General features: G+C 63.4%; 15 protein-coding genes. 3 read left to right on the forward strand and 12 right to left on the reverse strand.

Annotation, left to right across the window (positions count from 1 at the left end; all coding sequences use genetic code 11):
- Positions 1–227: 227 nt before the first annotated feature.
- From OKA05_RS04795 to OKA05_RS04830, 8 genes are all read right to left on the reverse strand, one after another.
- Positions 228–1,205 (reverse strand): amidohydrolase family protein, encoded by a 978-nt coding sequence (locus OKA05_RS04795; RefSeq protein ID WP_264485967.1) that lies wholly within the window; start codon positions 1,203–1,205, stop codon positions 228–230.
- Between the two features lie 254 nt (positions 1,206–1,459).
- Positions 1,460–1,798, reverse strand: coding sequence for a DUF6370 family protein (locus OKA05_RS04800; protein ID WP_264485968.1), 339 nt, complete (start codon positions 1,796–1,798; stop codon positions 1,460–1,462).
- A gap of 134 nt (positions 1,799–1,932) precedes the next feature.
- The gene (locus tag OKA05_RS04805) at positions 1,933–2,727 is read right to left on the reverse strand and encodes an alkaline phosphatase family protein (RefSeq protein ID WP_264485969.1); all 795 of its coding nucleotides are present in this window, start codon (positions 2,725–2,727) and stop codon (positions 1,933–1,935) included.
- Positions 2,728–2,786: 59 nt separating this feature from the next.
- Positions 2,787–3,650 (reverse strand): alpha/beta hydrolase, encoded by an 864-nt coding sequence (locus tag OKA05_RS04810; protein WP_264485970.1) that lies wholly within the window; start codon positions 3,648–3,650, stop codon positions 2,787–2,789.
- Between the two features lie 113 nt (positions 3,651–3,763).
- Positions 3,764–4,690: a PEP-CTERM sorting domain-containing protein gene (locus OKA05_RS04815; protein ID WP_264485971.1), complete on the reverse strand. Its 927-nt coding sequence runs from the start codon at positions 4,688–4,690 to the stop codon at positions 3,764–3,766.
- A 118-nt stretch (positions 4,691–4,808) separates the two neighbouring features.
- Complete coding sequence (locus OKA05_RS04820) at positions 4,809–6,284, reverse strand: methyltransferase (RefSeq protein WP_264485972.1); 1,476 nt, start codon at positions 6,282–6,284, stop codon at positions 4,809–4,811.
- Between the two features lie 5 nt (positions 6,285–6,289).
- Entirely contained in the window at positions 6,290–7,231 is a 942-nt protein-coding gene (locus tag OKA05_RS04825) for an Hcp family type VI secretion system effector (RefSeq protein ID WP_264485973.1), read from the reverse strand.
- Positions 7,232–7,239: 8 nt separating this feature from the next.
- Positions 7,240–7,818 carry an Hcp family type VI secretion system effector gene (locus OKA05_RS04830; protein ID WP_264485974.1) on the reverse strand — a complete coding sequence of 193 codons (579 nt, stop codon included), beginning with the start codon at positions 7,816–7,818 and terminating at the stop codon, positions 7,240–7,242.
- 195 nt (positions 7,819–8,013) lie between these two features.
- Here OKA05_RS04830 and OKA05_RS04835 point away from each other — a divergent pair, with 195 nt between their 5' ends.
- Positions 8,014–10,656, forward strand: coding sequence for a PH domain-containing protein (locus OKA05_RS04835; protein WP_264485975.1), 2,643 nt, complete (start codon positions 8,014–8,016; stop codon positions 10,654–10,656).
- Positions 10,657–10,668: 12 nt separating this feature from the next.
- Here the strand turns inward: OKA05_RS04835 and OKA05_RS04840 are convergent, their stop codons facing one another.
- On the reverse strand, positions 10,669–11,715 hold the full coding sequence (locus OKA05_RS04840; protein WP_264485976.1) for an alpha/beta hydrolase: 1,047 nt from the start codon (positions 11,713–11,715) through the stop codon (positions 10,669–10,671).
- Positions 11,716–11,789: 74 nt separating this feature from the next.
- Positions 11,790–12,287: a GNAT family N-acetyltransferase gene (locus tag OKA05_RS04845; RefSeq protein WP_264485977.1), complete on the reverse strand. Its 498-nt coding sequence runs from the start codon at positions 12,285–12,287 to the stop codon at positions 11,790–11,792.
- A 122-nt stretch (positions 12,288–12,409) separates the two neighbouring features.
- On the opposite strand from OKA05_RS04845, the gene OKA05_RS04850 reads away from it, so the two are divergent.
- Together OKA05_RS04850 and OKA05_RS04855 are read left to right on the forward strand one after the other, a co-directional pair.
- On the forward strand, positions 12,410–12,649 hold the full coding sequence (locus OKA05_RS04850) for a hypothetical protein (RefSeq protein WP_264485978.1): 240 nt from the start codon (positions 12,410–12,412) through the stop codon (positions 12,647–12,649).
- Between the two features lie 54 nt (positions 12,650–12,703).
- On the forward strand, positions 12,704–13,741 hold the full coding sequence (locus tag OKA05_RS04855) for a hypothetical protein (RefSeq protein ID WP_264485979.1): 1,038 nt from the start codon (positions 12,704–12,706) through the stop codon (positions 13,739–13,741).
- Between the two features lie 6 nt (positions 13,742–13,747).
- Here OKA05_RS04855 and OKA05_RS04860 read toward each other — a convergent pair whose 3' ends face one another.
- Both OKA05_RS04860 and OKA05_RS04865 read right to left on the reverse strand, forming a co-directional pair.
- A complete protein-coding gene (locus OKA05_RS04860) occupies positions 13,748–14,524 on the reverse strand; it encodes an ABC transporter permease (protein ID WP_264485980.1) in 777 nt (258 codons plus the stop codon).
- Entirely contained in the window at positions 14,517–15,437 is a 921-nt protein-coding gene (locus OKA05_RS04865; protein WP_264485981.1) for an ABC transporter ATP-binding protein, read from the reverse strand. Before OKA05_RS04865 ends, OKA05_RS04860 begins: the two co-directional genes overlap by 8 nt.
- Positions 15,438–15,502 lie beyond the last annotated feature (65 nt).

The following is a 15,502-nucleotide window of genomic DNA, read 5'->3' on the forward strand; positions in this document are numbered from 1 at the left end:
GTCCGTGCTTTCCGCGTAGGCGCACTGGTGACAGTGCGGAGTGGTCCCTGAAAGCAGACTTGTTCCCGTGCTTCCGTGGTGTCACCACCACGCCTACGGATGCCAAGGTGAGCCCGCCGCGGTTGTCCGTGCTTTCCGCGTAGGCGCACTGGTGACAGTGCGGAGTGGTCCCTGAAAGCAGACTTGTTCCCGTGCTTCCGTAGTGTCACCACCACGCCTACGGGTACTCACTTCACGCCCCTCAACACGTCCGCCGCGCGGGTGAACGCCACATCGTTGAAGCCCATCATCCGCTTCAATGTGGCGTCCCGCTCCAGTGGATTCGCCACGCCCCGGCTATCCATGAAATCTTCCCACGGGATCATCCCGAAGGCCCATGGCAAGAGACCGCTGGGAGGCACCGGCAAGTCGCTGCCGTGAAGGATGCGCCCGTCCATCGCCGCCGAAGTCATCACGCGCAGCGCCGATGGCCGCAGGCGAAAGCTCAGGCCGGCGAGGGCACTGTTATCACCATAGAGATTCGGATACTTCGCGAGCATCTCCGTGAAGACATCGAAGTAATCCGGATCCAGCACCATCATGCCGGTGCCAGCGTGCGCCGCGATGCACGTGACGCCGATCTCCAGCGCGCGCGTCAGCACCCGTGGTGAAGCGAGCGCATGATCCATCACCGGCATGGTCCGCTCGCTGCCGGTGTGGGCGAGCAGTGGCAGGCCTGCCTCCGCCATGCGCTCGAGGAAAGCGGTGTAGCGCGGGCTATTCCAATCGATACCCTGCACATTCGGCAGACACTTCAGCGCCGCCGCACCGCCGGCGAGGCACTTCTCCAATTCCTCCATCGCATCCTTTCGCGCCGGATGGATCGAGACCCCGGCGAGGAATTCGGAGTGCTCCTGCGCGAGCTTCAGCACGCAGTCATTCGGCACATACAGCGACGATCGCTCGGGCAAGGACGTGCCGTCTTCCAGATGCGGCAGCTCGTGCGCGAGCAGCAACGCGCTATCGACTGACGAGCCGCGGATAAACTCTAACAGATTTCCGACATAGAGCTGGTCGAACTCCGGCCCGTGCAGGTCGCGGGTGGTCAGGCCGACCGCCTTCACCAGAAATGGCTCGCCGATCTTCGTAAGGCCCTTCGGCCGGTACCAGCAGCCGGTGCCGCCTGCGCCGGTGCCTACCATGTGGACGTGACAGTCAATGCGCATGGGATGAATGAGCCGCCCATCAAAGGGGGCCGCGCGTGCGGCGTCGAGCGGGACTTCCCGCTTGTGGCGGCGGCAGAGTCCGCTCCGCCGGTAGCTCCCGCGGTGCCACGACCGCGCCTACGAAGGACGATGGCAGTCCGCCGCGGAAACCGTAGGCGCACTCGTGAGAGTGCGGAAGCAAGGGTGAAGCCCGCTTCACAAGTGGCCTCCGCGGTGTCACCACCGCGCCTACAGAAGATCAGGACTCCCCCGAATCACTTCTTCGTCTTCTCTTCAATCGACGTGACTTCAAGCATCTTCTTGCCGTCCTTGTCGCTGACGGTACCGGTCGCCTTTGCCTCCTTGGAGGATTTGCAGATCTTCTTGTGGAACTCTTTGTCGGGCTCACCGGTGATGTAGTAGGTCACCGTCTTGTCGCCGTCCTTCACCTGGAGGACAGTGGCACAGGTATCTTCGGTCCCCAGATCGCATTTCGCGCAGGTGGCGGTGCCTTCCAAGGTCACGGTCTTGCCCTTGGTTTCTTCCGCGGCCAATCCGCCGGAAGCAAATGCGGCAGCGGCTGCCGACATGAGGATGGTGGTGAGAATTTTCATAATGAGCGTGAGTTTGTGGTGAAACGACAAGCATGCGCCTGTCCCAAAAACAGGCGACAATCGTATCACTACAGTTTGGCGAGCTCTCAGCTCCCCGCAACGTGCAAATCCGGCGCGTCGCCCGGAGCTCACAGCTACCCGGCTCGTGAGAGGAAGATCTCTTCGATGATCTTTCCTTCCCAATCCGGATGAGGGGCGATTCCCAGGAGACGGGCAATGGTAGGAGCCGAGTCCATGATCGAAACCGGCGCCTGGATCGTGTGCGCAGGCCTGATCCCGCTGCCCGTGGCGATCCACGGCACCAGCATGTCTTCACGGCAATCCGTTCCGTGGTTCCGCTCGTGTCCACCGTGGTCTGCGTGCACGATCACGGCGTAGTCGTCAGGAAGTGCATCGAGCACCTCACCGAGCAGGGAGTCCACGCGCTCGAGCTGTCCCAGATACTCCGGCGACATCCAGCCATGCCGGTGACCGGCGGTATCCACGGTGCCGAAATAAAGGAACACGAAGTCCCACCTCTCCGCGGGAATCCGGATCGCCGCTTCTCTCGCCAGACCATCATCACCATCGTCGTCCGCGCTGGTATCCGTGAAATAGGAGAACGATAGCGCCCCCGGCCGGCTGAGGTCGCGGAGCTGTTCCCAATTGTAGAAGAACGCGCACTTTTTCCCTGCGGCGGCGGCGACATCGATCAAACCGGGAATCGGTCGCGCCATCGGTACCCACGTGTTGCTGGTGATCCCGTGACGGGTCGGCGGCACGCTATGGAAGATGGAGGTATGGCAGGGCAGGGTGACCGAAGGCATCACGCTCCGCGCCGCGAAACTTGAAGCCCCCTGAGCCACCAGCCGGTCGAGCGTGGGAGTGCGCGCTTCCTGGACTGCGTCCGGCCGCACGCCATCAAGCATCACGAAAAGCACCGGCAGCATGAGCTTCGCTACACAGGCCATTCCCTGATGTCAAAGCCCGCCGGTTGCGATCAAAGACCTCACTTCATCAGCCCGCTCTCCGCCATCCACTTCAGCGCGCCGGCCTGCCATGCGTCCCACATCGGGCCCTTGTAGCCGTTCAGCCCATGGCCGCCGGAAGGCAGCTCGAGATACTCGTTCAACACGCCTTTCTCCTTGAGTGCCGCTTGAAAAGACCGGCTATGCGACGGGGGCACCACGGCATCGTCCGCCGCGTGGGTGAAGTAGATCGGCGGGGTCTTCGCGGTGACTTGCTTCTCCGCGGAGTAAAGCGCGATGGCCTCCTCCGTGGGGGTTGGCCCGAGCAAATTCTTCCGCGATCCGCCATGGGTGCTCTCGCCCATCGTGATGACCGGATACACCAGCACCGCGAAGTCCGGCCGGCATCCCTGGCGCTCGATCGGATCCTTCGCCGTGCGATCGCCCTCGTCGAAGCGCGTCGCCGCCGTCGCCGCGAGATGACCTCCCGCGGAAAAGCCGATGATGCCGACTTTCTTCGGGTCGCAGCGCCAGTCCCTCGCTTTCGCCCGCACGGTCCGCACCGCGCGCTGCGCATCGAGCAGCGGCACCTTCGACCGTCCATTCGGCAGGCGATATTCCAACACCACGCCGGTGATGCCGTGCGCATTCAGCCACTTCGCGATGCCATGGCCTTCCCCATCCACCACCAGCCCGCCGTAGCCGCCGCCGGGACAGATCACCATCACCGCGCCATTCGGCTTCTCCGGCCGATGCAGCGTCAGCTTCGCCCCGGTCTTCTCGGAGGTCCCATCACCCACCGGAGCTTGATCCGGCCATAGCGGGATCACTTCAGGTTCTGCGGGAGCAGCCATGGCGATGCCGAAAGCAAAGAGGGAACAGAGCACGGTGAAAATCCGGATCATGAGATGAGGAAGAAATGGCGGGGGAGCCAATTACCCCAAGCTACCGTCGGGCGCGTCCCGATCTTCCTGCGAAAACGTGCCGGGCCATTCATTCGCGGATTCCCGCCGGAGTCTCAAGCGGCCATGAGCCGCCGGCGGCGTCCTAACAGGACCAGTCCGCCAAGGCCCCCGAGGAGGACGGTGCCCGGCTCCGGAACGATTTCCAGGAAGCCGCCCGCCATGTTGTCGGCCGAGGTCACGACGATTTCGACATTGCCGCCATTGTGGTCGCTCCGCATGAGATTCTTGTTGTTGGTCCAGTAGAGATGCTCGTCATCGGCCACCATCCCGCGGGCCCATGTCGCGGAGACGATGACCTGGAGATTCTGTCCCTCGTGGTCCGAGCGGTAGATCACCCTTTCCATGCTATCGAACCAAAAGAGATAGGCGGCACTGGAGCTCAGGTACTGGGGCTCGCTCAATCCGGTCAGGATCGAAAGCGCTTGGCTGGGATTCGCGTGATCCAGGGTCCAGATCTGGGACCGGCCTCGCGAATCGCTCACGACTTGGGTCCAATAAAGGCTCTGGGCCGTTGCAGTCATGTAAGCCGGGGAGGGAGCTACGGTCGGAGAATCGAACACCATCTCCAGACCGCTGCCATCCAGATTCGAGCGGGTGATCGTGTCGTTCAGCGAGTCGCTCAGATACAAGTGATCGTCGGTGACGGCGAAGCCCCAGGAGGTGGTTTTATGGTCGATCTCATAGAGGTGCGTGGTCGACCCACCCTGGAGGTCGGTGCTGTAGACATTCCAACCGCTGTAGGACGAGTCCTTTGGCACGGCATAGTAGACGGTGCCCTTGTGCACCGTGACGCTCTCGGCGCGCTGCGGAAGCGCCAGATAGGAGTGGCTCCCGGCTTCGCCGAGGATCATCGAGTGGAGACCCGTTCGATTGTCGCCCGCAGGCCCGGTGCCGGTCCAACTGAGCCGGATGCTTGCAGCATCGCACGCCATCGGGATCGCGAGGAAAAGGAACCAGCGAGCAAGGGTGGGGAGATTCATGGGGGGAAAAGCGGCGGGCGCGAATCGCTGCCGCTTGACCGACTCGCATATCCCTTCATTCCCCCATCGCCAATCTAACAGAACCAGCGGGGATGCACCGCATGACCCGCCTTCCCGCTCAGCCCTGCGCGACCGGCACCAGCATCCCGTGGGACACGAGGTCTCTCACCAGCGCGGCAATGCGCTCGGGCAGATCCGGCAGGGCGGCGAATTCGAGGCGGCTGCGGATTTCAGCCACCATGTCGGCAGGCGTCCCACCGTCGCCGAGGAGGGCGAGCAAGCGCAGGATATTCTCGTCGATCTGGCCGTCGTAGGACAGGCGGGCCGGGCTGGTGAGGCGGATGGTGTCGCGCGCCCAGCTTCCCGTATGCAGGGTCATCCGCGCTTCCGCGGCGATGCCGGGAGGGACACGGAAGTGCGAGTGAAGAAGGTCGGGTTCTCGGGTCAGCCAGCTCTCGTTGGCGAGCACCCGCAGCACGTCATGCCCGGCATCGGCCTCGATGTTCTCCGCGGCGCGGCTTTCGGTGCGCACCCATTCCTCGCCGGACGCGCATTTCTGGAGAACCATGAAGCCACCGCTGATGCGCCGGACGCCAGTGTTCTGGTAGTGCCTGAGCCAGCGCCGGATTTCCTCCTCCGCCACTTGCTCCTCCTGGAAGCGCAGGTCAGGGGCGATCCACTTCCAAGCATAGTCCGCGGGGGACGAGCAGTCCGACTGGAACAGCCAGCGCCGGACCCCCGCGGCGGGCACCCACGAAAGCGGCACCTCGCTCCAATCGTCCTCGCCGGTGTGGGTCCAGTTGATCAGCACCACGGCGATGCCGCCAGGCGCGAGGTGATTCGGAATCTCCCGCAGCAGCCGCGCGCATACCGGGTCACCGGTCGGCGCTTCCTTGTAGGTCATCGAGCCCCCCGGCGACTGGACGTAGGGAGGATTGGCGACGATGAGGTCGAAGGTTTCCCCGGCCACGGTCGACAGGCCATCGCCTTGGCGGAAATCGATGCCGTCGAACCCGCCGAGCCGCGCGGAAAAGCGGCCGAGCTCGAGGGCGCGCGCATTGAGATCGGTCGCCACCACTTCCATGCCCCGGCTCGATAGCGCGCCCGCCAGCCAACCGATGCCGCACGCGAGCTCGAGCACGCGGCCCTTCACCTGCGGAGCCAGCGAGGCCAGCAGGATGCTGGAAGGACCCACGCCCATCACATAGTCATCCACGTCTTCGCCCTGGCGCTGGTGGAAATCGCAGCCGACCCATCGGTCACCGATCGGGCAAATCTGATAGTGCGAGCGAACCCGCCCGCCGCTCGCTTCCAGGAAGCCGATCTCCAGCAGCCCCGGCGCCGCATCGCCCAGCGCGAACAACACCGCCTCGGGCTCAACATCATCACCCAGCGTGAACAGCCGGATCAGCGTGTGGATCGGCGAGCCTGCCTGAGCGCGACCGAGCATGGCCGCGCGCCGCACCGATGACCTCAGCCAGTGCTCCGGCATGCCGAGCGCTTGCAGCGCCGTGCGATGGAAGCCGCCCTTTGAAAGCTGGGCCCGCAGCGGTGCAGGATCCCACGACTCCAGATCACGGAACAAGGAAGCCACGGCCGCTATTGGGGACGCACGCGATAGAAGCCGACCGCTCCTCCGGAGGTGATCGTTTCGCTGCTGCTGGTGGTGGCGGCGGTCACGGTGCGGACCGGGGAAAACGGCGTCTGGAGATCCGGCGACCACTCGATGATGTAGGTCTTCCCCACGACGCTGTTCCACGTCAGATGATAGCTGCCCGGCGTCGCTGGCACGGCGGAGAGCGTCGCCTTGAAGAAAGACGTCCCGGACTTCGGATGGGTGCCGAGCTGGAATTCGTCCAGATTGCTGAGCCCGTCGCCATCCGCATCACCGGCGGCATCATTGGTGCCCGCGCTGAGGCCATAGGCCGATTCCCAAGCGTCGGGCATCCCGTCGCTGTCGGTGTCGGGGTTCACGACGCTATCGAAGCCGGAGGTCGCCTTGTTCTTGACCATGTCGTAGCTGGTGAAGGCGGTCCGTGCGTCCGGCAGGAGGTAGAAGTAGGTGATCTTGCTGAAGTTCAGCGAGATGGTTTCCTTCGGAGTATCGGTTCCCGCTGCCGCGGCGAAGGTCTGGGAACCGAGGAGCACGCTCTGCAATTCCAGCCGTGCGATTGGCTTCCCCGTGCCGAAGTTCAGATCCAGCTTCACCAGCGGATACGGCTGCGTACCCGCGGCCGCCGCGATGAAGAGCGGTGGCGACGCCCGGTCGAGTTCCTTGGTGAGGAGAATCTCGCCCACCTTCGGCAGCGAGGGAATGGGCGACCCACCGGAGCCGCTCGTGAAGGTCCGCGTGGTATCGACGCCCAAGCCCTTGATCTCGATCCAGTCCTTATGATGTTCTTCCGTGGACTCGCCGGGGATGGTCCCATTGAAATCCAGCCACGCGACCGTCGGCCCGGCAGCCAAGTCAACCTGGCACAGCCCGATGACGATGGCCGGCAGGACCAGCCACGTGACGGAAGATGCCCGGCTGCGATCCATGCCCAGAGTCAGGAAGCGGTTCCCTTCGAAAGATCAAACTGCACTGGCGTGGCCGGGATGAGCCCTCCCTTCGCGTCTTCGTAGAAGTACTCGATTTTGATCCTCGTGAAATTCAGCGAGACGGTCTCCTTCGGCCGGTCCTCCCCGTCCGCGGTCACGTGTTTCTGGCTGGAAATCAGAACATTCGAAAGCGTGAGCCGGTAAAAGACTCCGGCTTGCTCCCAGCCGCTCTCCTGCAATTCCACGGTCACCGTGGGGATCGCCGTGGTGCCGCCCACCACATTGAGGAAAATCGCGGGCGACGCGCGGTCGAGGAGCTTGGTCAGTGTCAGCTCCGAGACCTTCGGGGCGGAAACTTCGCGCTGGCTCCCTCCGCTCGTCGGCGCGGTGATGGAGCGGCTGACGTTCCACTCGACCGAGTTCAGCTCGATCCAACCTGCGTGCTTCTCATCGGTGGACTCGCCCACGATGTCGCCGATCTTGATGAAGGCATCGAAGGCACCGCTCGCGTGTTGCGCCACCAAGGCGACCGCCGGAGGAACCAAGGCCAAGGTCTTGGACAGTCGGGAAGTACGAAGACTGGTCATAAAAGGGAGGCCATTTGCCCAGCCTAACGTCAGAAGTCAATCCAAGTGAACATTGTGGGTTAAATGCAATGCGGCACGATTCCGCGGGGCACGATCCCTCCCACCGCGAACTCGAAACTGAGGGCATCGTCACGCCCCGCCGGGCGAATTTCCGTGCCACCCTGGCGGCTTCCTTATATCTAAGTTGCATTAATTATGTCCGCGCGAGATCAACAGGATTGGCACTACGCCTCAAGGGATGGTCAACGGCTGGGGCCGGTTTCGATCCAGGAACTGAGCGCCTTGGCGACCCGGGGTGAGGTGGGACCCACCACCCTGGTGTGGAGCTATGGATACAGCGATTGGATCCCGGCCGAACAAATCTCGGATCTTCTGGCCGCCGCGCGGGAGGCTACGCCGATCGCGGTTCCACCGCCAGTTCCCGCTGCCACCCCGGTAGCCGGGGAGGAAAAGGAGGCAATCGCCACCCCGGTAACCGTGAGCCCGGTGACCGCTGCTGCCCCGGAGGAACCCGCATCGCCAGCCGCACCGGCCTTGGATCTCAAGCCGCGAAAAGGATCGTTCATCTGCCTCCGCATCGTGTTCGGGTTGATTGGTTGGGCGGTCCTCGGCGCGATCACGGCCGCGATCCTCGCGGCCACCGAAAATCCGCCGTGGCCCGGCGCGGTGGTATTCGTCGCGGGCAGCATCCTCGCGGTCTTCGCGAGCCTCGTGGCCTATCGCAAGGAACGCTACCAGATCCTCGACTCCCGCGTGCTCTGCCACAGCGGAGGTATGGTCAGCGACCAGACGACCGAGCTCGAGATCCGCAACATCACCCACGTAAAGCTCGTGCTGCCGTGGCTGCGCTACAAGTTCTACGGCGTCGGCAACGTCATCGTGGAAACCGCCGGCAATGCCCGGCCGGTGGTCCTGCGCGCCATCCCCGAGCCTGAGGCCGTCTATGAAGTCCTGCAGGAGCGGATGAAGAAGCACGGCTACGATCTCACCCGCCAACAGCTCTTGCTGGAGGAGCGGCCGGCGATGATCGGCATCATCGGCGAATGCCTCGGGCTGGCCGGGGGTGCGGTCGGGTTGGCCATTGTCGGCACGCCCTTCATCATGGGGATGAGCGAAGCCGCGCAGTCTCCCGTCTTCGATCTCGCGGCGAAAGTGGTCATCGCACTCGTCATCATCATGCTCATCGCCGGGGTCATCGTGCGCTTTCTCGATCTCCAGCGGCGGAAGTATCGCGTCTACAATGATGTCGTCGTTTATGAGGAAGGCTTCCTGACCCGTCACAACGCCTTCATCCCGTACGAGAACATTGCCGACGCGAACACCAAGAGTTCCTTTCTCGACCGGCTCTTCGGCCTCTACGATGTCCAAGTGAGCTGCCAGGGAAGCGGCTCGGACATCAAGTTCCGCCGTCTCAACAATGGCATCGCCCTCTCCGGCGCGATCGATCATCTCGTCGTCCTCGCCCGCCAGAAGGAAAAGCCAGCGGCAAAGAACGCGGCGCTAGGCTCGCAGATCCGCCCGCGCCGCGCCGAGCCCGAAGCGATTCCGGTCGGTGAGGCGATGGTCGCCGAGCTGCGCATGCACGCGGGCCGGACGCTTGTGCCGCTCTTGTTGATCTTCCCGATCCTGCCCCTTTGGATCGTGTCGATGATCCAGGCCTCGATCAGGCTGATGTCCACGCAGTACTCCGTGCGACCCGGCTCGGTGCGGCATTCCTACCGGTTCATGACGCTCCACGACCGGGAGTTCGCGTACGACAAGATCACCGGCGTCGTTGTCGCACAGAACCTCTGGGACCGGATGTTCGGGACGCTCACCTTGAAGTTCTGGTCGATCGGTTCCGGCGAGCCGATGGTGTTCGCCCACGTGGCTGCCAACCAGATCGACATGGTCGCGCTGATGAGGCAGGCAGGCATTCCTGCCGGGACCGCGGAGCACTATCAGGCCGCGGCTTCCTTCGGTGTGTTCACCTGGCTGCGTGCCCGCTTGAAATTCCTGCCGCTGCTGCTGCTCTTCGCCGGTGGCGTCATCTATGCGGCGATCGACATCGATCCAGTGCTCTACTACGCGCTGCTGTTGCCTGTGCTGATCATCGGGATCGCGGTCATTTGCGCGAAGCTCCGCTATTCCCGCCAGCGCCTCGTCTTCCACGACCACCACATCGAGGCGGAGCAAGGCATCATCGCCAAGCGCTGGTACTACGTGCGCTACGGTAACGTCAAACGCACCAAGGTCACCCGCTACCCCGGCGTCGAAACGGGAGACCTCGAGATCTTCGTGGCAGGCGAGGAAGAAATTCAACAAACCGGCGTCCAGAAGAAGCAAGGCCAGCGCGGCCTCATGAAGCAATGCTCATTCACCTCCGGCTTCCTGCCCGCGGTCCGCGACCAAGGAACGCTGCTGGATGACATCCTCTGCGGCCGCGTCGACCCCTCGCCGCAAGCGGTCGCCGCCGAACCGCTGGAGGTTTTGTTAGAAGCCCGTCGCTCGGTGGGCAACGCGGTGTTCAGGCTCGTCCTTTTCAGCATCCTGCTGGTGGTCCCGATCGTGCTGCTGCCCATCACCATCCCGCTGAAGGTGATCAGCGCAAGGCGATGGCGCTATCGCATCGAGGCCGCGCGCATCGTGCTGACTTCCGGCGTGCTCTACCGCAGCGAGACGAGCATCCTCCTCGATCGCGTCGATAGCCTCCAGCAAAGCCAGGGACCACTGAACAAGATCTTCAAAAACGGCAACGTCACCATCATGACCGCCGGCAGCAGCAAGCCGGACCTCCACATCATCGACTCACCGGAATACCTGCCGATGTATGAGGTGATCCGAGAGCGCTCACAGTGACGCTTCTGTCTGCTACGCTTCCGGCATCAAGCACCAGCGGACCGCTTCTTTGAGTTCGTCGCGCCAGCATTCTCCGGTATGTCCGCCTTCAAACTCGTGGAAATTGACCACGCCCCCGGCTTCGCCGAGCACCCGCACGGCGTTCTTCACCCCGTCGATCTGTGAGATCTTCTGATGCAGGCCGGTCGGCGGGTGACGGAGATCGGTCGCGGTCTCCTTGGTGCCCACACTCAACCAGAACCTGCCTCTAACAGGTTCCAGACGTTCCACCACGCTTTCGAAGTCCTCGGCGTCCCACCAATGCGATCCCGACTGGGAAATACAGGCACCGAAAAGCTGCGGGTACCGCAACGCGAGATGGACGGCCATCAGACCGCTCAGGCTCAATCCCACGACCAAGTGCCCGCCATCAGCCAGTCCGGCGACCTCTTGCTGCAACCAAGGGATCACCCGCTCCCCGAGGAAACGCGCGTACTCTACATTCGCCGTGAAATCCCGATGGCGGTCCGCCGCGCTCACATGACCGATGTAGGCAAGGGTCATGCCGGTCGGCATCGAGTCGGCGATGCTCCGGAAAACCGGCCCGGTCGCCATGTCCCTCCAATAGGTTTCCCCATCGAGAATCAGGCAAAGCGGATGCGTCCGGTCAGCGGGCCCGCGGCTCAGACGGATCAAGCGCCCGTAGCCGGTGGCGGGATCCTCGAGCCAATGCTCTTCTAACAGAAGCTTCGGCTTGTCGCTCTTCTTGATCAACCGGCCCTCATGTGCCGGTCCTTCCGCGGACCAACCCTGGCGCAGCAGGAAATCCGCGGGCACGCCGGAATCCACAGCCAATGAAATCGTTTCCCACCCATGCGAGAACAACCATGCCTCGGCTTGGCGGAGCAATTCGCGGCCGAGGCGCTGGCCACGGAACTCAGGATCCACCGCCAACGCCAGCAGTTCCCCGGACTCGCGGCAGGCGAGTGACACCGCCACCGGAACGTCATCGGAACAGGCCACCCAGCCGGTGCGGATCCCGGCGGGCTGCCAATCTTCGGGCTCGCGAAATAGCTCCATCCCATGACGAGAGGTAACCATGGGCGCCACCGCGAGAAGGTCATCGGTTCGGAGCTGTCGGAAGGCGATCATCGTCAGGCAAGACCGTTAGCCTTGGTCGGGACAAGCGCGAGTTCCATCGCGTAGTTCACCAGCTTCTCCCCACCCATGGCGACCTCCTGCTCGCGCAGGACTTCAAACCCGAGCCGCTCGAACAAGCAGCGGGCCCCGATGGACGCTTCCACATACACCCGGGAGAGATTCATCGCCGCGGCCACGTCGACCGCATGTTGGACGAGCGCCGTCATGATGCCGCGCCGTTGGAAGTCCGGGTTCACGTAGGCGCAATCGATGTGGCCGTCCGGGTCCAACTCAAGGAACCCAGCGATCTCCTCGCCCACCACGCTGACAAAGGGCTGCTTCCGCTCGCAGCGCTTCTCCCAGTGCTCAGGATTCGGCTTCGTATCGGACCACGCGAGGCATTGGGCCGGCGTGTAGTCCTTGCACCCGATCTCATGCACGGCGCGGCAGAAGATCGTCGCGATCGCGACATGATCGCCATGCTGATAGGTCCGGATGAAAGAGGAGCTCATTCGCGAAGATGCCCATCGCAGCGAACCCGGGCAATGGTTTTGGCAAGCGCATGAGGTCATCCCATGTCTCGCGCGAGATTGACGGATGGCTTGCGCAGGAAGTTAGCTGGCGCATCCCACTGATGCTCTCGCTCCGCCTTCTTCTTCCCATGCTCGCCGCCACCGGCATCTTGTCCGCCGTCGATCCGGGGGCCGTCCGGGATTGGTCGAGTGGCGATGGCAAGGTGATCAAGGCCACGATGATCGCAGCGACCGCCGACTCGGTGACGCTGAAGGTTTCCGGCACCGGGAAACCGGTGAAAGTCCCGCTTTCCCGGCTGTCCGAGGCGGATCGCGCCTTCGTGGCAGAGCACCGTGCCTAGCTGCTCCCGGAGTGGCCCGGCTGGCCCGCGGAGATCCGCACCGATTTCTCCCAAGTGAAGATCGAGGTGGAGAAGACACCGGAGGCCGGGATCATCTACCGCACCGAGCACTTTGAGATCGTCTCCGATGCCGAGCTCGCTCCGCCCGCCGCCAAGGAGGTGGCGGGAACCTTCGAGGCCATCCATCGTTTGCTTGCCGCTTCCCCCTGGGGAATCCTCGCGAATCCCGCCGGCGGGCGCTTCCGCATCGAGCTGCACGCGGACCCCGACGCCTACCTCAAGGCCGGCGGGCCGAGCGACCGGCCGGGCATCTACATCGCGTCGCGGAAGGTCTTCATCGCTCCCCTCGAATCGTTCGGCTTGGAAAAATCACCGAAGGGGTGGCAGCGACGCGAGGACATCGACACCTCCGCACTGACACGTGCACTCACCCCGATGATGATGAATGATGCCCTCGCCGGTCTTCCCATGTGGTTGATCGAGGGCGCGGCCGGTTACATGGAACTCATGCCGGTGAAGGGCGGCACCTTCAGCCCCGCCGGGCATTTGAAGAACGTGCAGCAGCGCGCCGGCGAGATCGAGGCCTATCCCCTCGCCCGCGTCTTCACGATGGATCGCCCGACCTGGGACAGTGGCGACAAGGACGCCCCCGCCGCCAAGGATCCATCGAACAGCACGGTCTTCGGCAACCGCAGCCTGCTCCCCCGCATCAACCACACCGGCATGCTCATCACGTGGTACTTCATCCACGCGGAGGGCGATGGCGATGCGGTGCTGCTGCGGAAGTTCATCGCCGCCTGTCGGGAAAACGCGCGCGTCGTGGAGGACCACCGCAAGGCACTCGCCGCCTACGACAAGGCCTTCGCGGAATTTATCCGTCATCCCGAGGTGGAGAAGTCGCCGGACGGCAGCTACAGCTACCCGAAAACACTGGCGCCACCGAAGTCTCCCGCCTTTCCTTTCGATTGCGCGCCGGAGCAAGTCGCCTTCAAGGACATCGGCATCCTTCTCAACGGCCGCAGTCCGGAAGCCTTGGCCACCGCGATGCGCGACGCGCTGGTGGCGAAGAAAATCCCGCTCCCGTCAAAGTAGCCGCTTTCACGTGGTCAGCTTCCGTCCGATGAACCGGAAGGACAGGCTGCACAGCACGAACGCAAACGCGCCTAACAGCACCACATGCCATAGGACGGCGCTCCACTCGGCATGGCCCCACACCGTGAACTGGATCAATTTCACCCCGTGATAAAACGGGGAGAACTGGACGATGGTGCCCAGGAATGAGCCCGAAGGAACCGGGAAGAACACGCCCGACAGATAGAAGATGGGCGCGATCAGGAACGAGTAAACGGTCTGGAATTGGTTGATGTTCCGCACCCACGCCGAAGCCAGCAGACCGATCGCCGCGCATGGCAGTGCCAGGGCCCCAGCAATGAGCGGACAAATCAGGATCGCCACAGGATTCGGCAACAGGCCCAGCACCAGCAGCACCAGCGACACGCCGAGTCCCATCAGCGCGGCGCGGACGAAGACCCACATGAACTCGCCCGCCACCACCTCGTTCACACCGATCGGCGTGGTCAGCATCGCCTTGAACACCGACTCGAAGGTCATCCGCACATAGAAGCCGTAGCTGCTCTCGAAGAACGCCGTGAACAATGCCGTGGTCGCAATCATCCCGGGTGCCAGGAACTGCGCGTAGCTCATGCCATCGATCTCTCCAACGAACCCGGACAGCCCCATCCCAAGCGAGCCGAGGATCAGCGCCGGATCGGCCAGTGTCGGCGAGATGTTAGCCAGGAAATCCTTCCGGTAGACCATCCAATTCCGGATGACCACTTGCCAGCTCAGGCGGAGGCTTGGGAAGCGTTCATTCATCGTCGTTCAGCTCGCTGCCGGTGAGTTTCAGATACACGTCCTCCAGATTGGCCGGACGCATTTGCAAGGCCGTCTGGCCGGACGCCCGCTGCAATTCTAACAGGTCATCGAAACGCGGCGCCCGCACGCAGCATTGCCGGCCCTGATGGAAGAGCACCCACGACGGGTCCAGATGCGGCTTGATCGCCTCGTCCGTATGCGGAGGGAAAATGCCGACGAATCCCGGGGCCTCGCGCTCGATCAATTCGCGCGGCGCGCCCGTCCCCACCACCCGGCCGCGATCGAGGATCACGATCCGGTCGCACAGCACTTCGGCCTCGTGCATGTAGTGGGTGGTCACGAGGATCGTTTTCCCGCGGTCGCGCAGCTCGATGACCTTTTCCCACAACAGGTGCCGCACCGAGGGATCGAGGCCGGTGGTCGGCTCGTCCAGGATCAGCAACTCGGGATCGGCCAACAAGGCGCGGACAAAGGTAAGCCGCCGCTTCATCCCTCCCGAGAGCGTCTTGATGGTCGCGTCCCGCTTGGTCTCCAGCATCATGTAGGACAGCAGCTCGGCGATGCGCGGTTCGGCCACCTTCTTCGAAAGCTCGCTGAAGCTCGCGTAGATCCGCATGTTCTCCAGCACCGTCAGGCCCTCGTCCAAGGCGTTCTCCTGCGGCACCACCCCGATCCTGCGCTTGATGCTGCGCGCCTGCGTCGCCGGATCCAGCCCGAACACCTCCAGCTCACCGCCACTGCGCACCACCACTCCATAGAGGCAGCCGATGAAGGTGGACTTGCCCGCGCCATTCGGCCCTAGCAGGCCGACGCATTCCCCCTTCTTCACCTCAAGGTCCAAGGTCACGAGAGCCTCGAAACTCCCAAAGCGCTTCGCCACGCCACGAGCCTGGATGATGGGGGATTCGTTCATGAGGGACATAGCGGCGGAGCGGGAGCAAACTCCGCGGACATCTTCATCGCGCAAAGGAAAAACGC

The organism is Luteolibacter arcticus, from assembly GCF_025950235.1.
Taxonomy (GTDB): Bacteria; Verrucomicrobiota; Verrucomicrobiia; order Verrucomicrobiales; family Akkermansiaceae; genus Haloferula; species Haloferula arctica.